18 protein-coding genes are annotated in these 19,525 nt (G+C 72.5%); 11 read left to right on the top strand and 7 right to left on the bottom strand.

Translation table 11 applies throughout. The features are described from left to right. A partial coding sequence (locus ACK8HX_RS15235; RefSeq protein ID WP_411941574.1) for a DUF222 domain-containing protein occupies nt 1-683 on the bottom strand: 683 nt, incomplete at its 3' end. A 253-nt stretch (nt 684-936) separates the two neighbouring features. Between ACK8HX_RS15235 and ACK8HX_RS15230 the strand changes: the two genes are divergently transcribed. Further along, complete coding sequence (locus tag ACK8HX_RS15230) at nt 937-1,770, top strand: SDR family NAD(P)-dependent oxidoreductase (RefSeq protein WP_411941573.1); 834 nt, start codon at nt 937-939, stop codon at nt 1,768-1,770. Between the two features lie 45 nt (nt 1,771-1,815). Here ACK8HX_RS15230 and ACK8HX_RS15225 read toward each other — a convergent pair whose 3' ends face one another. Next, on the bottom strand, nt 1,816-2,253 hold the full coding sequence (locus ACK8HX_RS15225; RefSeq protein WP_411941572.1) for a hypothetical protein: 438 nt from the start codon (nt 2,251-2,253) through the stop codon (nt 1,816-1,818). Nucleotides 2,254-2,354: 101 nt separating this feature from the next. Here ACK8HX_RS15225 and ACK8HX_RS15220 point away from each other — a divergent pair, with 101 nt between their 5' ends. Continuing rightward, entirely contained in the window at nt 2,355-2,522 is a 168-nt protein-coding gene (locus ACK8HX_RS15220; protein ID WP_411941571.1) for a hypothetical protein, read from the top strand. Between the two features lie 63 nt (nt 2,523-2,585). Here ACK8HX_RS15220 and purU read toward each other — a convergent pair whose 3' ends face one another. After that, the gene (purU, locus tag ACK8HX_RS15215; protein ID WP_411941570.1) at nt 2,586-3,455 is read right to left on the bottom strand and encodes a formyltetrahydrofolate deformylase; all 870 of its coding nucleotides are present in this window, start codon (nt 3,453-3,455) and stop codon (nt 2,586-2,588) included. 48 nt (nt 3,456-3,503) lie between these two features. Between purU and ACK8HX_RS15210 the strand changes: the two genes are divergently transcribed. The 9 genes from ACK8HX_RS15210 to ACK8HX_RS15170 all read left to right on the top strand — a co-directional run bounded on the left by ACK8HX_RS15210 (nt 3,504) and on the right by ACK8HX_RS15170 (nt 16,192). Beyond that, nucleotides 3,504-4,286, top strand: a complete 783-nt coding sequence (locus tag ACK8HX_RS15210; RefSeq protein ID WP_411941569.1) for an IclR family transcriptional regulator — start codon at nt 3,504-3,506, stop codon at nt 4,284-4,286. Between the two features lie 123 nt (nt 4,287-4,409). Next, the gene (locus ACK8HX_RS15205) at nt 4,410-5,885 is read left to right on the top strand and encodes an aldehyde dehydrogenase family protein (protein ID WP_411941568.1); all 1,476 of its coding nucleotides are present in this window, start codon (nt 4,410-4,412) and stop codon (nt 5,883-5,885) included. Continuing rightward, the gene (betA, locus tag ACK8HX_RS15200) at nt 5,882-7,594 is read left to right on the top strand and encodes a choline dehydrogenase (RefSeq protein ID WP_411941567.1); all 1,713 of its coding nucleotides are present in this window, start codon (nt 5,882-5,884) and stop codon (nt 7,592-7,594) included. Before ACK8HX_RS15205 ends, betA begins: the two co-directional genes overlap by 4 nt. Before the next feature lie 16 nt (nt 7,595-7,610). Continuing rightward, nucleotides 7,611-8,699 (top strand): quaternary amine ABC transporter ATP-binding protein, encoded by a 1,089-nt coding sequence (locus tag ACK8HX_RS15195; RefSeq protein WP_411941566.1) that lies wholly within the window; start codon nt 7,611-7,613, stop codon nt 8,697-8,699. Then, on the top strand, nt 8,699-10,729 hold the full coding sequence (locus ACK8HX_RS15190; protein WP_411941565.1) for an ABC transporter permease: 2,031 nt from the start codon (nt 8,699-8,701) through the stop codon (nt 10,727-10,729). The genes ACK8HX_RS15195 and ACK8HX_RS15190 overlap by 1 nt, the downstream gene beginning before the upstream one ends. A gap of 77 nt (nt 10,730-10,806) precedes the next feature. Further along, complete coding sequence (locus tag ACK8HX_RS15185) at nt 10,807-11,781, top strand: ABC transporter substrate-binding protein (protein ID WP_411941564.1); 975 nt, start codon at nt 10,807-10,809, stop codon at nt 11,779-11,781. A gap of 162 nt (nt 11,782-11,943) precedes the next feature. Beyond that, complete coding sequence (locus ACK8HX_RS15180; RefSeq protein WP_411941563.1) at nt 11,944-14,469, top strand: GcvT family protein; 2,526 nt, start codon at nt 11,944-11,946, stop codon at nt 14,467-14,469. Beyond that, a complete protein-coding gene (locus ACK8HX_RS15175; protein WP_411941562.1) occupies nt 14,466-15,239 on the top strand; it encodes an electron transfer flavoprotein subunit beta/FixA family protein in 774 nt (257 codons plus the stop codon). Before ACK8HX_RS15180 ends, ACK8HX_RS15175 begins: the two co-directional genes overlap by 4 nt. Beyond that, nucleotides 15,236-16,192 (top strand): electron transfer flavoprotein subunit alpha/FixB family protein, encoded by a 957-nt coding sequence (locus ACK8HX_RS15170; RefSeq protein WP_411941561.1) that lies wholly within the window; start codon nt 15,236-15,238, stop codon nt 16,190-16,192. The genes ACK8HX_RS15175 and ACK8HX_RS15170 overlap by 4 nt, the downstream gene beginning before the upstream one ends. On the opposite strand, the gene ACK8HX_RS15165 is transcribed toward ACK8HX_RS15170, so the two are convergent. The 4 genes from ACK8HX_RS15165 to ACK8HX_RS15150 form a co-directional block, all read right to left on the bottom strand. Continuing rightward, nucleotides 16,189-16,803, bottom strand: coding sequence for a MarC family protein (locus tag ACK8HX_RS15165; protein WP_411941560.1), 615 nt, complete (start codon nt 16,801-16,803; stop codon nt 16,189-16,191). The genes ACK8HX_RS15170 and ACK8HX_RS15165 overlap by 4 nt on opposite strands. Then, nucleotides 16,800-17,648, bottom strand: a complete 849-nt coding sequence (locus ACK8HX_RS15160) for a PHP domain-containing protein (RefSeq protein ID WP_411941559.1) — start codon at nt 17,646-17,648, stop codon at nt 16,800-16,802. Before ACK8HX_RS15160 ends, ACK8HX_RS15165 begins: the two co-directional genes overlap by 4 nt. A gap of 49 nt (nt 17,649-17,697) precedes the next feature. Continuing rightward, entirely contained in the window at nt 17,698-18,246 is a 549-nt protein-coding gene (locus ACK8HX_RS15155) for a MaoC family dehydratase (protein ID WP_411941558.1), read from the bottom strand. Between the two features lie 208 nt (nt 18,247-18,454). Further along, nucleotides 18,455-19,381: a type IV toxin-antitoxin system AbiEi family antitoxin domain-containing protein gene (locus tag ACK8HX_RS15150; RefSeq protein ID WP_411941557.1), complete on the bottom strand. Its 927-nt coding sequence runs from the start codon at nt 19,379-19,381 to the stop codon at nt 18,455-18,457. Nucleotides 19,382-19,525 lie beyond the last annotated feature (144 nt).

Here is a 19,525-nt window from a genome sequence, read left to right as displayed (position 1 = left end):
GCGAGCTGGTCGACCGCGGCCCAGGCGGCGGCACTGGTCGCGGCGGGCAGCAGCGCCCACCACGACGTGAGCCCGTCGTCGCCGGGGCGGACCTCCACCGTCCGTCCCCGCCGGGCCCGCCGCGCCTGCGCGGTGACCTGGGCGGCGGCGACCCGCTGGGCCACCTGCCGCACCGCCGAGGTCACCCGGGCCGGGTCGCACGCGCCCAGCCGGGGCGCGACCTGCGCGTCGACCCGCGCGCACGCGTCGACATCGAGCCCGGCGCACGCGTCGAGGACCTTGTGCGCCGTCGGCGCCGCGACGTCCCCGGCCAGGACGAGGTCACGCACCAGCGGGAACCGCTCACCCAGCCCCGCCCCGAGAGCGACCTTGCGCCCGGCGACCCCATCGGTGACACCGGCCGCCAGCGCCAGCTCGGTGGCCGCCATCGCGTCGACGAAACCGACCGGGTGCACCCGCTGCACCGGCCCGTGCGAGGTCAGGGCCGTCTCGACCCGCGCACCCCACGCCGCCAGCACCCCGACCAGACCGTCGGCGCTGTTCGCCAGCCCCTGCGCGGCACCGGCGAGCTCGAACGCCTCATCCGCACCGAGCCCGCGACCGGAGGCCGCGACCTCGCGCGCGAGCGCCGCGCACTCCCGGCGCAGGGCCGCGACCCGGCTCTCGATGCTCCCCCGATCCATACCCCATGATATCGAACTCACGTTCGACCGACAAGCCCACCAGCATCGTGTTCGCCTGCAGCAGAACGGATTCGGGATCACCAGTGTCGCGGTCGCACGACGAGCACCCCGGCCCCTCCTCGAGCGGGCCCGGAGCCGGCCCGTGGTCGCACCCCCGTCCGGTGACCTACGGTGGCATCGACCGAGGCCGGGCGTCCGCGGAGGTGGGTCGAGTGCGTGGTGGCGAGTCATCGCCGTGCAGAGGTCGTTCGGGATGACGACGACCGGCTCGGTCCTCGTGACCGGCGCCTCGCGCGGCATCGGCGCGGCGACCGTGACCGCGCTCGTCCAGCGCGGGTTCCACGTGTGGGCGACGGTGCGCTCAGACGCCGACGCGCAGCGAGTGGCCTCGGCCCACGGACCCGCGGTCACGGTGCGGCGGTGTGACGTCACGGTTGCCGCGGAGGTCGAGGCCCTCGGCGCCGAGGTCGTGTCCCAGGGGCGGCTCGTCGGGCTCGTCGACAATGCCGGCACGGCGGTCCCGGCACCCCTGGAGCACCTCCCCCTCGACCAGCTGCGTCACCAGCTCGAGGTGAACCTCGTCGGTCAGCTGGCCGTCATCCAGGCTGCCCTTCCGGCGCTGCGCACGACGCGGGGGCGCATCATCGTCGTCGGGTCGATCGCCGACCGCCTCGCCCTGCCGATGCTCGGGGCCTACCACGCCTCCAAGTTCGGCCTCCTCGGGCTGAGCGACACCCTGCGCGCCGAGCTCGCCCCGTCCGGCGTGCGCGTCGTGCTGGTCGAGCCCGGAGCGGTCGCCACCTCCATCTGGGAGACCGGCCGACTGCTGGGCGAGGAGCTGCTCGCGGAGGCGCCGCCGGAGGCGTCCCGCCGCTACGGCGCTCAGATCGCCCGCATCCGCGCCGATGCCGAGCGCTCGGCGGCACGGGGGCTGCCGCCCTCCGCCGTGGCCGCCGTCATCGCGCGGGCGCTGACGGCCCGGAACCCGCGGCCGCGGTACCTCGTCGGGCGTGACGCCAAGGTCGCCGCAGTCGTCGCGAAGCTCCCGTTCCGGTTGAGGTACCGGGTCACCGCCGCGCGCTCCTGACGTCAGCGGGCAGGCGCCAGGAGCTCGATGGCGCACGGGGGCCGGTCAGGACGCGAGGTCGGCCGGCTCCACGGGCGCGGGGAACGCCCGTACGGTCGCCGGGGTGGCGAGGAAGGCCCCGAGGAGGGGCACCCCACCCTCCCGGCAGGCGTCGAGGGCGACCTGGTGCCAGCGGCGGTCGACGTCGGTCAGCAGCACCGAGCCCGGGCGGCCGCGCACGAAGAGCACTCCTCCCCCACCGTCGGCGACCATGTCGGCGAGCTGCCCGAGGAACGGGGCGAACTCGGCCGGGTCGCAGTCGTCGGTGACGTCGTTGACCACGCACGGCTGGCCCATCGTGCGGCCGGGACCGGTGAGGACGAGGCCGACGCACCCGCCCATCCGGTCGGCGTGACCGACGACGAGGTCGGCGACGTCGGCAGCGAGGCCGGGGGTGTCGAGGGGGAGGCTGGCCCAGTTCTCGGGCAGGTGCTCGAAGCTCATGCCGGCAGCCTGCCCGGATCGGGCGACCCCGCCGCAGGCTTTTCCACAGGCCCTGGGCGACCGCGACGTATCAGGGACGCGCGAGCAGGCTCCTCCCGGTCATGCACATGATCACGCCGGGCGTCGCCGCCGCCCTGACCCCGCGGGAGCACCGCCGCCGCGTCGAGCGGTCGGGCGACCAGCCCCGCACCTCGCGCGTCCGGTTGTTGCGCCTGATGCTGCCCGGGCTCCAGCACCGCGCCGCGCGCCACACGCCGCGCCACGCCTGACCACCGTCGTGGCCGCGGAGGGGCGGCTGCGACGTGTCAGGCGGGCGGGACCGGGCGCCGACGTCAGCTGAAGACGACGGTGCGGTCGCCGTTGGGGAGCACCCGGGACTCGCAGTGCCACCGCACCGCGCGCGCCAGCACCCGCGACTCGACCTCCTCACCCGCCCGCACGAGGTCCTCGGCCGTCATCCGGTGGTCGACCCGCACGACGTCCTGCTCGATGATCGGCCCCTCGTCGAGGTCGGCCGTCACGTAGTGCGCCGTCGCGCCGACGAGCTTGACCCCGCGCGCGAACGCCTGGTGGTACGGCTTGGCGCCCTTGAACGAGGGCAGGAACGAGTGGTGGATGTTGATGACGCGTCCCGACAGCTCGCGGGTGAGGTCGTCGGAGAGCACCTGCATGTAGCGCGCCAGCACGACGAGCTCGATGTCGTGCTGCTCCACGAGCTCACGCAGCACGGCCTCGGCCTGCGGCTTCGTCCCGGCCGTGATGGGGACGTGCACGAACGGCACACCGTAGGACGCCGCGAGCGGCTCGAGGTCCCGGTGGTTCGAGACGACCGCCGGGACCTCCATCGCCAGCTGGCCGCTGCGCCACCGGAAGAGCAGGTCGTTGAGGCAGTGCCCGAAGCGGCTGACCATGAGCAGGGTCCGCAGCGGGGTCGCCGCCCCGCGCATCGTCCACTCCATCCCGTACGACCCGGCCACCGGCGCGAAGAGCGCCCGCCAGTCCTCGAGGGACGGTCCCCCGATCTCGACGGAGAAGCGGATCCGCATGAAGAAGTGGTCGGTGCGGACGTCGTCGAACTGCTGGGACTCCTCGATGTTCGCGCCGTGCTCGAAGAGCAGGGCCGAGACGGCCGCGACGATGCCCCGGCGGTCGGGGCAGGAGAGGACGAGGACGACCTCGGTGGGAGCGGTGGTGCCGGACATGCCGACCACGCTAGACGGATGCCGGGGCCGACCCGATACCGTTCCGCCATGCGCACCACCAGTCGGGACGCGTCGGGCACCGTGCAGTCCGTGGACCGCGCGGTGACGATCCTCGAGCTCCTCGCGGTGCACGGGGCCGCCGGGGTCACCCAGCTGGCCCGCGAGCTCGGCGTCCACAAGTCCACCGCGAGCCGGCTCGTCGCGGCCCTCGAGCGGCGCCGGCTCGTCGAGCAGGTCGAGGAGCGGGGCCGGTACCGGCTGGGGGTCGGCATCCTCAAGCTCGCCGGCGCCACGAGCGCCCGGCTCGACCTCGTCCAGGAGGCGCGGCCGGTGTGCCGCCGCCTCGCGTCGGAGACGGGCGAGACCGTGAACCTCGCGGTCCTGTCCGGTGGGGCGGCCCTCTACGTCGACCAGGTGTCGGGGGCGTCGAGCCTGTCGTCCTACAACTGGGTCGGGCAGCACATCCCGATCCACGCCACGAGCAACGGCAAGGTGCTCGTCAGCGAGCTCGTCGAGCCCGAGCTCGGCCGCGTGCTCGGCGAGCTCGTCCCCTACACCCCGCAGACCATCACCGACCGGACGATCCTCGACGCCCAGCTCGCCGAGGTCCGCACGCACGGCGTCGCCCTCGCGGCCGACGAGCTCGACGTCGGTCTGACGGCCGTCGCCGCACCGGTGCGCGACGCCCACGGCGACGTCGTCGCGTCGGTCAGCGTCTCGGGCCCCTCGTTCCGCTTCGGCGAGGCCCGCATCGAGGAGATCACCCCCCTCCTGCGGGCCGCGACGGCGGAGATCAGCGGGCGCCTCGCGCACCGACCGGCCGACCGCTGAGAATCGGCTCACGACCGCTGGGTCACGGTTTGGCGCAGGTGCTTGACCCCTGATCCGGTGGGCGCGATGCTGTTGCGCAGTACACAAGGCGTTGCACATCGTGCAACACGTCGGAGGTGGTCCGTGACGGAGCTCTTCCTCGGCGGTCAGTGGGTCGCCGCGGCCGCGGGTGGCACGCGATCCATCACGTGCCCGGCCGACGGCTCCCCTGTGGGCACGGTGGCCGAGGCCACCGACACCGACACGCTCGCCGCGATCGCCGCGGCCCGCCGAGCGTTCGACGAGGGCCCGTGGCCCACGACCCCGGTCCGCGAACGCGCCGCCCTCCTCGACCGGGTCGCCGACCTCCTCGAGCGCGACACCGCGGACATCGCCCGCTGGGAGTCGCTCGACACCGGGAAGCGCCTCGTCGAGAGCGAGTACGACGTCGCCGACGTCGTCAGCGTGTTCCGCCACTACGCGACGGTGGGCGCCGAGGCCGACGACCTCGGTGACCGCACGGTCGACCTCGGCCGTGCGGACGTCGTCAGCCGGGTCGTCCGTGAACCCGTCGGCGTCTGCGCCCTCATCACGCCGTGGAACTACCCGCTCCTGCAGGCCAGCTGGAAGGTCGCGCCCTGCCTCCTCGCGGGCAACACCTTCGTCCTCAAGCCCAGCGAGATCACGCCGCACTCGACGATCGCCCTCGTCCGGGCCCTCGAGGAGGCAGGCCTCCCGGCAGGAGTGGCGAACCTCGTCCTCGGCACCGGACCCGGTTGCGGCGCACCGCTGTCCGCCGACCCGCGTGTCGACCTCGTGTCGTTCACCGGCAGCCTCGCCGTCGGCAAGCACCTCATGGCCGCCGGCGCCGGAACCGTGAAGAAGGTCGCCCTCGAGCTCGGGGGCAAGAACCCCAACATCGTCTTCGCCGACGCCGACCGCGAGGCCGCCCTCGACAACGCGCTCACGGCCGTCTTCCTCCACTCCGGCCAGGTCTGCTCCGCCGGCGCGCGGCTCGTCGTCGAGGCCGGCATCGCCGAGTCCTTCGTCGACGACCTCGTCGAGCGGGCCCGGCTGATCCGCCCCGGGCTCCCCTTCGACGAGAAGGCCCAGACGGGGTCCCTCACGAGCGCCGCCCACCTCGCCAAGGTCGAAGCCTACGTCGCGCGCGGCCTCGAGGAGGGCGCCCGGCTCCGGTGCGGCGGACGGCGACCCGACGACCCCGCCCTCGCGGACGGCTTCTACTACCTGCCCACCGTGTTCGACCGCTGCACCACCGAGATGAGCGTCGTCCAGGACGAGTCCTTCGGCCCCGTCCTCACCGTCGAGACGTTCACGACCGAGGACGAGGCCGTCGCCATCGCCAACGACTCGATCTACGGGCTCGCCGGCGCCGTCTGGACCGGCGACGACGCGAAGGCCGACCGGGTCGCGGCACGGCTGCGCATGGGCACCGTGTGGATCAACGACTTCCACCCCTACGTCGCCCAGGCCGAGTGGGGCGGCTACAAGCAGTCCGGGACCGGCCGCGAGCTCGGTCGGGTCGGCCTCGAGGAGTACCAGGAGACCAAGCACGTGTGGCGGAACACCGCCCCGGCCCCCTCGGGGTGGTGGGAGTGAAGAAGCCGACCCTCGGGCCCACCCCAGACCGCGTCGACGTCGTCGTCGTCGGAGGGGGCAGCGCCGGCTGCGTCATCGCCAACCGGCTGTCCGCCGACCCCGGCACGAGCGTCCTCGTCCTCGAGGCCGGTCGCAGCGACCTCAAGCTCGACCCCTTCATCCACATGCCCGCGGCGCTGCCGTTCCCCATCGGGAGCCGGTTCTACGACTGGAAGTACGAGTCCGAGCCAGAGCCGCACATGAACGGGCGGCGGATCTACCACGCGCGCGGCAAGGTCCTCGGCGGGTCGAGCTCGATCAACGGGATGATCTTCCAGCGCGGCAACCCCATGGACTACGAGCGCTGGGCCGCCGACCCCGGCATGGAGACGTGGGACTACGCCCACTGCCTGCCCTACTTCAAGCGGATGGAGACCTGCCTCGCCGGGGCCGACACCTGGCGCGGCGGCGACGGGCCCCTCGTCCTCGAGCGGGGCCCCGCCACCAACCCCCTCTTCGGTGCCTTCTTCGACGCCACCGTCGAGGCCGGCTACCCCCGCACCCCGGACGTCAACGGCTACCGGCAGGAGGGCTTCGCGAAGTTCGACCGCAACGTCCACCGCGGGCGGCGCCTGTCGGCCGCGCGGGCCTACCTGCACCCGGTCATGGACCGCCCGAACCTCACCGTGCGCACCCTGGCGTACACGACGAGGGTGCTCTTCGAGGGCACCCGGGCCGTCGGGGTCGAGTACACGACCGCCGGCCGCCGGCACACGGTGCGCGCGAACGAGGTCGTCCTCTGCGGCGGCGCGATCAACACCCCGCAGCTGCTCCAGCTGAGCGGCGTCGGCGACCCCGACCTGCTCCGCCCCCTCGGCATCGACGTGGTGGCGGGCGTCAGGGGCGTCGGCGAGCACCTCCAGGACCACCTCGAGGTCTACATCCAGTACGCCAGCAGGCTGCCCGTCTCCATCGCCCCCGGGCTGAGGTGGCGCAACCGCCCCAAGCTCGCCGCCGACTGGCTGTTCTTCCGCAAGGGTCTGGGCGCCACGAACCACTTCGAGGGCGGCGGGTTCGTCCGCAGCAACGACGACGTCGACTACCCCAACCTCATGTTCCACTTCCTGCCGATCGCCATCCGCTACGACGGCACCAGCCCGGTCGAGGGCCACGGCTACCAGGTGCACATCGGCCCGATGTACTCCGACGCCCGCGGCCACGTCCGCATCAGGAGCAGCGACCCCCGGATGAAGCCCGCGCTGCTGTTCAACTACCTGTCAACCGAGCAGGACCAGCGCGAGTGGGTCGAGGCCGTCCGTGTCGCCCGGCACATCCTGGGCCAGCCGGCCATGGCCCCGTACAACGCCGGCGAGATCAGCCCCGGACCCAAGGTCGAGACCGACGAGGAGATCCTCGACTGGGTCCGCGAGGACGCCGAGACCGCGCTCCACCCCAGCTGCACCGCGCGGATGGGCGTCGACGACCTCTCCGTCCTCGACCCCATGACGATGGGCGTCCACGGCACGCAGGGCCTGCGGGTCGTCGACGCGAGCGCGATGCCCTACGTGACGAACGGCAACATCTACGCCCCCGTCGTCATGCTCGCCGAGAAGGCGGCCGACCTCATCGCCGGCGCCACCCCGCTCCCTCCCTCCGACGCGCCCTGGTACAGCCACCGCGCCGGCTCACCGCTCGACCCCCCGACCCCAGCGGTCACGAGCACGGACTGACGAAGAAGGGCCCGCCATGACCTCGACCGACACCACCGTCAGCACCCCCAGCGCGCCGGCACCGGTCGCCGGCACGGGCACGCCCGCCCTCTCGGTCCGCGGCCTGTGGAAGGTCTTCGGGCCCGGGGCCGAGAAGCTCGTCGGCACGCCCGACCTCCGGCTCTCCCGCAAGGAGCTGCAGGCCAAGAGCGGCCACGTCATCGGGGTCCGCGACGTCTCGTTCGACGTCGCCCCCGGGGAGGTGTTCGTCGTCATGGGCCTGTCGGGGTCGGGCAAGTCCACCCTCGTGCGCCTCCTCACCCGGCTCATCGAGCCCACGGCCGGCACGGTCCTCCTCGACGGCACCGACCTGACCGCGATGAACGAGGAGGCGCTGCGCGACATCCGGCGCCGGCGGATCTCCATGGTTTTCCAGCACTTCGGCCTGCTCCCCCACCGCAAGGTCATCGACAACATCGCCTTCGGCCTCGAGATCCGCGGCGAGGACAAGGCCGGCCGCCGGGCACGGGCGCAGGAGATGGTCGACCTCGTCGGGCTGTCCGGGTACGAGCAGAACTTCCCCGACCAGCTCTCCGGTGGCATGCAGCAGCGCGTCGGCCTCGCCCGGGCGCTGGCCAACGACCCGAGCGTGCTGATGTTCGACGAGCCGTTCAGCGCCCTCGACCCGCTGATCCGCCGCGACATGCAGAAGGAGGTCATCCGGCTGCACCACGAGGTCGGCAAGACGATGGTCTTCATCACCCACGACCTCGACGAGGCCCTCAAGCTCGGCGACCGGATCCTCATCATGCGCGACGGCGAGATCGTGCAGATCGGGGCGCCCGACGAGATCATCGGCGCCCCGGCCGACGACTACGTGCGCGACTTCGTCGCCGAGGTGCCCAAGTCGCACGTCCTCACCCTCAAGTGGGTCATGCGCGAGCCCGCGTCGCCCGAGGAGGGCGTGGGCGCACCGACGCTGCGCGACACGACGATCGTCCGGGAGGCCGCCCGGGCGGTCCTCGCCCACCAGGGCCCGGTGCGCGTCGTCGACGAGAACGGCACCTTCATCGGCGTCGTCGACGACGAGGACATCCTGCGCGTCGTCGTCGTCGAGGAGCAGTGATGACGACCGCCGCGCCGGAACGACCGCGGACCTCGGCCGCCCGCGAGGAGCAGCCACCGCCCGTCATCGAGGAGCCCACGCCCCGCTGGCAGCCGGTCGCGGCCGTGCTGGTGCTCTGGTTCCTCGTCTGGCTCGCGACGAAGGGCACCAGCACCCTCGAGCTCGGCGGCCGGGACAAGACGCCGGTGATGAACTCGCTCACCGCGTTCCGCGACACGATGCTCGCCGGGCGCGACTCCAACCCGGTGATGCAGCTGACCGGCGCGATCGCCGACCTGTTCCGCTCCTTCGTGGGGTGGCTCCAGCGACTGGTGTCGGTCCCCGCCGAGCCGCGGCCCGTCCCGCACGTCGGGTGGCTCGGCGTCACGGCCGTGGCCACCTGGGTGGGGTACGCCGTCGCGAACTGGCGGATCGCCCTGCTCGTCCTCGGGACGTTCCTCTCCTACGGCGTCCTCGGCTTCTGGACCGACTCGATGGACCTGCTCATCATCGTCGGCATCTCCGTCGCCATCAGCCTCCTCATCGGCCTCCCCCTCGGCATCCTCGCGGGCACCAAGAAGCGCGCCAACCAGGTCATCGAGCCGGTGCTCGACCTGCTCCAGACGATGCCGACCTTCGTCTACCTGCTCCCGATCGTGCTGTTCTTCGGCATCGGCGCCTCGTCCGCCGTCGTGTGCACCGTCCTGTACGCCGCGCCCCCGCTCATCCGGATCAGCGCCCACGGCATCCGCGCGGTCGACCCGGCGATGATCGAGGTGACGAACTCCCTCGGCCAGACGAGGTGGCAGCGGCTGCTGCGCGTCCAGCTCCCGCTCGCCAAGCGGACGATCATCGTCGGCCTCAACCAGACGACGATGGCCGCGCTGTCGATGGCGACGATCGCCTCCTTCGTCGACGGCCCCGGGCTGGGCCAGCCGGTCCTCGCCGGGCTGCGGATCAACGACGTCGGCACCGCCCTCATCCCCGGCCTGCTCATCGTCGCGACGGCGATCATGCTCGACCGGATGACGACCGCCGCCAGCGAGCGGGGCGACGCCGTGGCCCGCGGCGAGGGCCTGGCCCCGCGGACCCACCGGATCGTCCTCGGGGCCGGCGGTCTCGTCGCCCTCGTCGCCGTCTACCTCTCGCGCGAGCAGTTCTGGGCGGCGGAGTGGGCCGACCTCGGGCTGGGGCGGAGGATCGCCGAGGCCACCGACGGCGCGGTCGACTCGTTCACGACGGCGATCTCCCCCGCGACGAGCGCCCTCAAGGACGGCATCACCTACGGCCTGCTCAACCCGCTGCAGTCCTTCCTCGCCGAGTCCCCGTGGTGGCTGGCCTTCGCCGGGATCGCGCTCATCGCCCTCGTCATCGGGGGGTACCGGGCGCTGCTCGTCACGGTTCCCTGCCTCGTCGGCATCTGGTACTTCGGCCTGTGGCACAACGCGATGATCACCCTCGCGATGACCCTCGTCGCGACGGCGCTGTGCATGGTGCTCGCCGTCGTCGTGGGTGTCGCGATGGCGCGGCGCCGGTCGGTCGACCTCGCCGTCCGGCCGATCCTCGACGCCGGGCAGACCATCCCTGCGTTCGTCTACCTCGTGCCGGTGCTCGTCCTCTTCGGGCCCTCGCGCTTCACCGGCATCGTCGCCGCCCTCGCCTACGCGGCCCCGGTGGCGATCAAGCTCGTCGCCGACGGCGTCAAGGGCGTGTCGCCGACGACGATGGAGGCCGTGCGCTCGACCGGCGCGACGACCATGCAGCAGATCCGCCAGGTGCAGCTGCCGATGGCCAAGCCCTCGCTCGTGCTCGCCGCCAACCAGGGCCTGCTCTTCGTCCTCGCCATGGCCGTCATCGCCGGGATGGTCGGCGCCGGCGCCCTCGGCTACGACGTCGTCATCGGCTTCTCCCGCAGCGAGGAGTGGGGCAAGGGGGCCGCCGCCGGCATCACGATCGTCCTGCTCGGCATCATGCTCGACCGCATCGCCCGCCGCGCCGCGTCACCCGCCCCCAAGGAGATGCAGTGGCTGCGGTTCCCCAAGCCCTTCTGACCCCCACCGACCCTGTCAGCACCATCCACCGAAAATCCGCGTGAGGAGCGCACATGCAGAGGATCACATTGAGGACGATGACGTCCGCCGCCGCGGTCGCCGCCGTCGCGCTCGCCACGGCGGCGTGCGGCAGCGGCGACATCGACGCCCAGACCGAGTCGAACAAGGCCCAGGCCAGCTCGGCCGCGAGCAAGAACTGCGGCACGATCAACATGGCCGTCAACCCCTGGGTCAGCTACGAGGCGAGCGCCTACGTCGTCGGTGAGGTCGCCAAGAGCCGGCTCGGCTGCACGGTGACCTACAAGGACCTCAAGGAGGACGTCTCCTGGCAGGGCTTCGGCACCGGCGAGGTCGACGTCGTCATCGAGGACTGGGGCCACCCCGACCTCGAGAAGAAGTTCTTCGCCGACAAGGGCGGCGACGGGTCCGCGATCGACGGCGGCCCCAACGGCAACAAGGGGATCATCCACTGGTACGTCCCGCCGTGGCTGGCCAAGGAGAACCCCGACGTCCTGGACTACAAGAACCTCAACAAGTACGCCGACAAGTTCAAGACGTCGGAGTCCGGCGGCAAGGGCCAGTTCCTCGGGTCCGACCCGTCGTACGTCCAGTTCGACGAGGCGATCATCAAGAACCTCGGCCTGAACTTCAAGGTCGTCTTCTCCGGCGGCGAGGCCGCCTCGCTCGAGGCGTTCAAGAAGGCCGAGGCGAACAAGGAGTGGCTCATCGGCTACTTCTGGGAGCCCCAGTACCTCTTCGCCGACGTGCCGCTGCAGGCCGTCAAGCTGCCGCCGTACACCGAGGGCTGTCAGGACGACCCGGCCAAGGTGGCCTGCGACTACCCCGACACCGTGCTGAAGAAGATCCTCAGCACGAAGTGGGCCGCCCAGACCGACGACGACGGGGTGGCGTTCGTCAAGAAGTTCCAGTGGTCCAACGAGGACCAGAACACGGTGGCGAAGTACATCGCGGTCGACAAGATGTCGCCCGAGGACGCCGCCAAGAAGTGGATCGAGGAGAACAAGGACAAGGTCGACGCCTGGCTGACCTGACCCCCTCCCCGGCACGACGCGCGCCGCCCGGGTCCGCCTGTCGGGACCCGGGCAGCGCGCCCGTGCGAGGTGTTGGCACCACCCGGCGCTTCTGCCAGACTGGACCTCGCGTTGCACATGAAGCATCGCGTTGCGCTATACGCACCACTGGAAGGACCCACGATGGCCGCTCTCCCCGCCTCCGCCCGCTGCGTCGTCATCGGGGCCGGCATCGTCGGGAACGGGCTCGCGTACCACCTCGCCGAGCTCGGCTGGACCGACATCGTCCAGCTCGACAAGGGCCCCCTGCCGAACCCCGGCGGCTCCACCGGCCACGCGAGCAACTTCATCTTCCCCGTCGACCACTCGCGCGAGTTCGCCGACATCACCCTCGACTCGATGCGCCAGTACAAGGAGCTCGGCGTCTTCACCGAGTCCGGTGGGTTCGAGGTGGCACGCACCGAGGAGCGGATGGAGGAGCTGCGGCGCCGGATGAGCAGCGCCAAGGCGTGGGGCATCCCCGCCGAGCTCGTCACCCCCGAGCAGGTCGCCGAGAAGGTGCCCTTCCTCGACAAGGACGTCATCGTCGGCGCGGCGTGGTTCCCCACGGTCGGCGTCGTCGACAGCCTGCGCGCGGGGACGATCATGCGCGACCGCGCCATCGACAAGGGTGCGCTGACCACCGTCCCGAACGTCGAGGTCACCGGCATGGAGGTGGTCGACGGCCGGATCCGCGCGGTGGAGACGAACCAGGGGCGCATCGAGGCCGAGACGGTCGTCATCTGCTGCGGCGTGTGGAGCCCGAAGATCGCGCGCATGGCGGGGGCCCACATCCCGCTCACCCCGGCCGTGCACCAGATGATCTCGGTCGGCCCCTGCGAGGTGCTCGCCGAGAAGCCCGGCGAGATCAGCTTCCCGATCGTGCGCGACATGGACACCTTCTGCTACGAGCGCCAGCACGGCTCGGACATGGAGGTCGGCTCCTACGCCCACCGCGCGATCCTCTGGGACCCCGAGGACATCCCCTCGATCGAGCAGAGCAAGCTCTCGCCCACCGAGCTGCCCTTCACCGAGGACGACTTCGACCCCCAGCTCGAGCAGGCCCTCGAGCTGATGCCCGAGCTCCTCGGCGACGAGCGCGCCGAGATCCGCTACGCCATCAACGGGCTGCTGTCACTGACCCCGGACGGCTTCCCGATCCTCGGGGAGACCCCCGAGGTCAAGGGCCTCTGGTCGGCCGCCGCCGTGTGGATCAAGGAGGGCCCGGGCACTGCACGCGCCGTCGCCGAGTGGATGACGCACGGCAACCCCGAGATCGACCTCGGCCACTCCGACATCGCCCGGTTCCACCCCCACCAGCGGACCCGCGCGCACGTCAAGGCGCGCACGGGCGAGTCGTTCCAGAAGACCTACGGGATCGTCCACCCCTCCGAGCAGTACGAGAGCGACCGGGGCGTGCGGCTCGCCCCGATGCACGCCTCCCAGAAGGAGCTCGGCGCGGTCTTCTACGAGACCGCCGGCTGGGAGCGCCCGCACTGGTACGCCTCGAACGCCGCGCTGGTCGACACGTTCGGCCCCGAGGCGACGATGCCGCGCGAGCACGAGTGGGACGCGCGCTGGTGGAGCCCGATCATCAACGCCGAGCACCTCCAGATGCGCGAGACCGCCGGCCTCGTCGACCTGTCCGCGTTCGCGATCTTCGACGTCATCGGTCCCCGGGCGCTCGAGGCCGTGCAGCGGATCATCGTCGCGCAGGCCGACGTGCGGATCGGCCGCGTCGTCTACACCCCGGTCCTCGACGAGACGGGCGGCTTCCGATCCGACCTCACCGTCATGCGCCTGGCGCACGACCGCTTCCGGGTCGTCACCGGCGGCGCGCACGGCATGGCCGACAAGAAGTGGTTCTCCGACCGCATGCCCGAGGACGGTGGCGCGGTCGTCGTCGACCTCACCTCCGCGTGGACGACCATCGGCCTCTGGGGCCCGAAGGCGCGCGAGATCCTGTCCGCCGTCACCGACGCCGACGTCTCGCACCAGGGCTTCCCGTTCGGCACCTGCCGCGAGATCGAGGTCGGCTCCCTCCACGTCCTCGCGTCGCGCATCTCGTACGTCGGCGAGTACGGCTGGGAGCTCTACACCCCGATGGAGTCCGGTGCGGCCCTGTGGGACCGCCTCCTCGAGGTCGGGACCCCCCTCGGGATGGTGCCCGTCGGCATCGGCGTCTACGGCACGACCGGCCGCATCGAGAAGGGCTACCGCGCCTACGGGTACGAGCTCGACACCGAGCGCACCCTCATGGAGACCGGCATGTCCCGGGCCAGGTGGAAGGAGCAGGACTTCATCGGCAAGGAGGCCGTCGTCGCCCAGGCCGCCGAGGCGCCCCGGGCCGTCCTCTGCTCGCTCACCGTCGACGACCACACCTCCGCGAGCGGCGTGAAGCGCTACATGCTCGGCGGTGAGCCGATCCTCACCCGCGACGGCGGCACCCTCACCGACGGCCACGGCCGCCACCCGTACGTCACGACCGCCGGGTCGGCCCCGAGCCTGGGCAAGCACGTCCTCATGGCGTTCCTGCCACCGTCGGAGGCCACGGTGGGCAACCAGCTCGCCGTGTCGTACATGGAGGAGCTCTACCCGGTCACGGTCGCCGCGGTCGACGCGACGCCACTCTTCGACCCGGAGAACGCTCGCATCCGGGGGCTCGCGTGACCAACGTCCTCGTCTGCGTCAAGCGGGTCCCCGACCCCACCGGCGAGGTCGTCCTCACCGCCGACGGGATGCGCGTCGACGGACGGTACGCCGGCTACACGACGAGCGCCCACGAGGAGGCCGCGGTCGCCCTCGCCGTGTCCCTCACCGAGGGCACCGACGGCGTCGTCACCGTGCTGTCGGTGGGCTCCGAGGACAGCCTGGAGCAGGTGCGGGCCGGCATCGCGGTCGGCGCCACCGACGGGATCCTCGTCGAGGCCGACGCCGACCTGCTGGGCCCGGCCGACGTGGCGTCCGCCATCGCCGCGGCCGTGGCGTCCCGTGCGGAGGCGGGAACGACGTACGACCTCGTCCTCCTCGGCAACGACGCCGCCGACACCGGCGACTTCCAGGTCGGGGTCCGGCTCGCGTACCTGCTCGACCGCCCCGTGGTGGCCGGCATCCAGACGGTCGAGGTCTCCTCCGGCCGGGCCACCCTGCGCGGTGAGGGACCCGACGGCACCGAGGTGTTCGACGTCGAGCTGCCCGCGGTCGTCACCGTCATGGAGGGCGGCGTGGCGCCGCGCTACCCGAGTGTCATGGGCCGGATGCGCGCGAAGAAGGCGCCCGTCGAGACCATCGCGTGGACCGGGAGCCCCGTCGGGTCGGGGCGCGAGGCGCTCACGGTGCCCGAGGCGCCGCCGAGCCAGGTGACCGTCCTCGGGGAGGGTGCCGCCGCGGCGCCCGCCCTCGTCGGGGTCCTGCGTGAGCTGGGGGTGGTGTCGCGATGAGCGTCCTCGTGCTCGTCGAGGTCGAGGAGGGGCGCGCGTCGCTCGTCTCCCGCGAGGCCCTGACCTTCGCCCGCGGGCTCGGCGCGGGCGACCTCCACGCCGTCGTCGTGGGTCCCGCCCCCGACCCCCTCGTCGCCGACTGCGCCGAGTCCGGCGTGGCCGTCGTCCACACCGCCGACGACCCCGCGTTGTCCCGGTACGCCGCGGCCGCCTGGGCTGCGGTCGTCGAGGCCGCCGGGCGGGCCGCCCGGGCCGACCTCGTCGTCGCGCCCGGCACGGGCCGGGGCAACGAGGTGCTCGCGCACGTCGCGGCCCGGCGCAACCTGCGGATGGCCGCCAACGTCGTCTCGGTCGAGTCGCTGACGCCGCTCGTGGTGCAGCGACAGGTCGTCGGCGGCGCCGCGCTCGAGCGCGCCACGGTCGACTCGCGCGTGCGCCTGATGTCGATGGCCGGGCACGCGGTCGAGCCCTCGGCCGCGGCCTCGCCCGGTGCGGCGACCGTCTCCCCGCTCACGGTGACCGTCGGCCCCAAGGACCTGCGCGCCCAGGTCGTGCGCACCGAGAACCGCGAGTCCGGCGACGCCTCCGGGCTGACGTCCGCGCGGGTCGTCGTCGGCGGCGGCCGCGGCGCCGGCGGGCCCGACGGGTTCGGTGACGTCGAGAGGCTCGCGGCGCGCCTCGGCGGCGCGGTGGGCGTCTCGCGCGTCGTCACCTCGCTCGGCTGGCGGCCCCACCACGAGCAGGTCGGCCAGACCGGCTCGCGGATCGCGCCCGACCTGTACATCGCCTGCGGCATCTCCGGCGCCATCCAGCACTGGGCCGGCTGCGCGTCGAGCAAGACGATCATCGCCGTCAACACCGACCCCGACGCCCCGATGGTCACCAAGGCCGACTACGCGGTCATCGGCGACATGCACGAGGTGCTGCCGGCCGTCCTCGACGAGCTCGGCTAGCCCTCGCCGGCGGCGAAGGCACGCACCGCGTCGGCGACCATCTGCACGGCGATCGCCGACAGCAGCAGGCCGGCGATCCGGCTCAGCAGGACGATGCCGCTGTCCTTGAGGACCCGGGCGAGCGGGCTCGCGAACCGGAACGTCAGGAAGACGACGAGCAGCGCCGCGACGAGGGCCGTGCCGACGGCGACCACTCCCCCGGCGTCCTCCGCGCCCTGCACCGCGAGCATCGTCGCGACGATGGCGCCCGGGCCCGCCAGCAGCGGGGTGCCGAGCGGCACGAGCGCGACGTTGACCCCGGCATCCGCGTGCTGCTCGGACTCGGCCCCGGTCAGCAGCTGGAGCGCGACGATGAGGAGCAGCAGGCCACCGCTCGCCTGCAGGGCCGGCAGCGAGATGTGCAGGTAGTCCAGGATCCGCTGCCCGAAGACCGCGAACGAGGCGATGACGCCGAGCGCGACGAGCGAGGCCCGCCGCGCGGCCGCGGCCTTCTGCGCCGGCGGGAGCGGTCCGGTCAGCGCGAGGAAGATCGGGATGGCGCCCGGCGGGTCGAGGATGACGATGAGCGTCACGAAGGTCGAGGTGAACAGCGCGACGTCGAACCAGCTCACGGCCGGACCACCTCGGTCCCGCTCGCGAGGTCCTCGATGGCGGCGAGCACGTCGGGGTCGGTCGTGTGCTCGCCGAGCCGGTTGAGCTTGCCCTCGCCGTGGTAGTCGCTGCTGCCCGTCGCCAGGAGCCGGAGGCGGCGGGCGAGCGCGCCCAGATGGGCGACGGCGTCCTCGTCGTGGTCGCGGTGGTGCACCTCGATGCCGGCCATCCCCGCGTCCGCCATCTCGCGGATGACGCGGTCGGACACGACCCGCCCCCGCGTGCCGGACCAGGCGTGCGCGATGACGGGCACACCGCCGGCGGCCCGCACGATCTCGACGGCACGCACGGGGTCGGGGGCGTAGTGGGGCACGTAGTAGGGGCTGTCGTTGCCGAGCCACCGGGCGAACGCCTCGTCGCGGTGGCCGACGACACCGGAGGTCACGAGGGCGTCCGCGATGTGCGGGCGCCCGACCGTCGCACCGTCCTCGACCTCCGCGCGCACGGCCTCGACCGTGACCGGGATGCCGTCGCGCGCCATCTTCTCGACCATGCGGTCCAGGCGGTGGTCCCGGCTGTCGCGGGCGCGCTCGAGCTCGGCGACGAGGTCGGGGTGCCGGTCGTCGGGGAGGTAGGCGAGCAGGTGGATGCTCTGCCAGCCACGGGTGCAGCTGACCTCGATGCCGCGCACCAGGGTGACCCCCAACCGGCGCGCGGTTGCGGCCGCCTCGTCCCACCCCATCGTCGTGTCGTGGTCGGTGAGGGCGATGGTGTCGATGCCGGCCTCCGCGGCCCGCTCGACGACGAGGGCCGGGGCCTCGGTCCCGTCGCTCGCGCTGGAGTGCGTGTGGAGGTCGATCGGCACCTCGCCAGCGTAGTGGGCCCCGTCCGCGTCCCCCCGGCGCGGCGGGACCTCAGGAGGCGGGGTCCGTGGCGGCGGCCGGGCCGGGCCAGCTGCGGTCGGGCACCGGCGTCGGGCGCCCGGGCTGCTCGCCCCCGCGGGCCGCGAGGTGGCTCTCCTTCGGGACCATGACCTTGCGGCGGAAGATGCACACGACCGTGCCGTCCTGGTTGTAGCCGATCGTCTCGACGTGGACCACACCCCGGTCGTCCTTGCTCGTGCTCTCCCACTTGTCCAGGACGGTCGTCTCGCCGTAGAGGGTGTCGCCGTGGAAGGTGGGCGCGACGTGGCGCAGGCTCTCGATCTCCAGGTTCGCGATGGCTTTGCCGCTGACGTCCGGGACCGACATCCCGAGCAGGATCGAGTAGACGTAGTTGCCGACGACGACGTTCCTGCCGAACTGCGTGGACTCCTGCGCGTAGTGGCTGTCGAGGTGCAGGGGGTGGTGGTTCATCGTCAGGAGGCAGAACAGGTGGTCGTCGTACTCGGTGACCGTCTTGCCGGGCCAGTGCTTGTAGGTCGCCCCGACCTCGAACTCCTCGTAGCTCCGCCCGAACTGCACGTCATGTCTCCTTCGATCGGCGTGGTCCGGCCATCCTCCCGTGCCCGGCCACCGATGAGCAGCCCGCCACGGCGTGCCCTTCCCCACACCGGATCTGCGCCATGACGGCGCCGACCTCCCCCGTCCGCCACCGAACCTCCGTTCGGACGCCCGATATCGGGTGGCACGACGGAGGTTCGGTGGCAGACGGGGTCCCGGGACGGTCTGCTCACGAGGAGTGCCGCAGGAGCACCCGGGCCCGGGCTGCGCGGATCCGCCGCAGGACCTCGGTCGGGTCGTCGAGGTCGGCCCAGGTCAGGCGGACGACCTCGAACCCGAGCTCGACCAGTCGCGACTCGCGACGCTTCTCGGCGACCAGTGCCTCCCGCCCGTCCGCGCCCGCGTACTTGACGGCTCCGTCGAACTCGACCACCACCCACTCGCCGACGACGAAGTCGGCCCGACCGACGAGGACGCCCAGGGCATCACGGATCTCGACCTGGGACCTGGGCGCGAGGCCGAGGTCGCCGAGCAGGAGCCTGGTCAGGGTCTCGCCCACCGACTCGCTCGACGGGTCGACGCGCGCCACGGCGCGCAAGGCTGCTCCGGCCCCACGCAGGGGCAACGACGCCGCCGCCGCCGCCAGCTCCGACCGTGAGCAGACCCCGCGGTGCAGCGCTGCGTCCATCGCGACCACGCCGGATGCCAGGCCGCTCGCGGCTGCGACCTGCACCAGCGCGCTGCTGGCGCAGACGGCGCGCCATCCGTCCACGGTCTCGACCCTGACCTCGCGGTCCGGATGCGTCGTGACGCCCGCCTTGGTGCGGCACCGCGGCACGTCGGCGACGAGGTCGATTCGAGCGAGGTCGACACGATGCAACGGCAGTCGGTGGAGGGCCAGTGCCGACTGGTGGCTCGCCGCGACGTTCTCGCCGCGCGCCCTGAGGACGGCCCGCACCCTCAGGGAGAAAGCCACCTCGGGGCTCGCCCGGCGCAGCGCCTCGGCGACGACGAAGGTGCCCCGCCGCACCCGGACGACCTCACCGCGACCGACGAGGCGGTCGACCTCCTGGTCGTCGAGCCCCACGCGGTGCGCATCACCCGAACAGAAGACACCGCCGAGCGATCGCGCGGTGCGAAGCAGCCGGTCATCCATCCTGCGAGGCTGGCCGGGTGACCCGTGGGTGGCGAGAGGCGCGTGCGATCTGTGGACGGGGTCCCTGACCACCTCGCCCTGTGGATGACGAGGCGGACGGGCCGCCGATGTCACCGAACCTCCGGTCGGGCGCCCGATATCGGG

The organism is Oryzobacter faecalis (assembly GCF_046764005.1).
Classification (GTDB): Bacteria; Actinomycetota; Actinomycetes; order Actinomycetales; family Dermatophilaceae; genus Oryzobacter; species Oryzobacter faecalis.
Note: the sequence above shows the minus strand (reverse complement) of the source record. Positions and strands in the feature narration are given on the sequence as shown.

Bases quoted from the DNA above. Each gene is read 5' to 3' on its own strand.
- ACK8HX_RS15230 (WP_411941573.1), top strand. From the start codon at position 937: ATGACGACGACCGGCTCGGTCCTCGTGACCGGCGCCTCGCGCGGCATC.
- ACK8HX_RS15225 (WP_411941572.1), bottom strand. From the start codon at position 2,253: ATGAGCTTCGAGCACCTGCCCGAGAACTGGGCCAGCCTCCCCCTCGAC.
- ACK8HX_RS15220 (WP_411941571.1), top strand. From the start codon at position 2,355: ATGCACATGATCACGCCGGGCGTCGCCGCCGCCCTGACCCCGCGGGAG.
- purU (WP_411941570.1), bottom strand. From the start codon at position 3,455: ATGTCCGGCACCACCGCTCCCACCGAGGTCGTCCTCGTCCTCTCCTGC.
- ACK8HX_RS15210 (WP_411941569.1), top strand. From the start codon at position 3,504: ATGCGCACCACCAGTCGGGACGCGTCGGGCACCGTGCAGTCCGTGGAC.
- ACK8HX_RS15195 (WP_411941566.1), top strand. From the start codon at position 7,611: ATGACCTCGACCGACACCACCGTCAGCACCCCCAGCGCGCCGGCACCG.
- ACK8HX_RS15190 (WP_411941565.1), top strand. From the start codon at position 8,699: ATGACGACCGCCGCGCCGGAACGACCGCGGACCTCGGCCGCCCGCGAG.
- ACK8HX_RS15185 (WP_411941564.1), top strand. From the start codon at position 10,807: ATGACGTCCGCCGCCGCGGTCGCCGCCGTCGCGCTCGCCACGGCGGCG.
- ACK8HX_RS15180 (WP_411941563.1), top strand. From the start codon at position 11,944: ATGGCCGCTCTCCCCGCCTCCGCCCGCTGCGTCGTCATCGGGGCCGGC.
- ACK8HX_RS15170 (WP_411941561.1), top strand. From the start codon at position 15,236: ATGAGCGTCCTCGTGCTCGTCGAGGTCGAGGAGGGGCGCGCGTCGCTC.
- ACK8HX_RS15150 (WP_411941557.1), bottom strand. From the start codon at position 19,381: ATGGATGACCGGCTGCTTCGCACCGCGCGATCGCTCGGCGGTGTCTTC.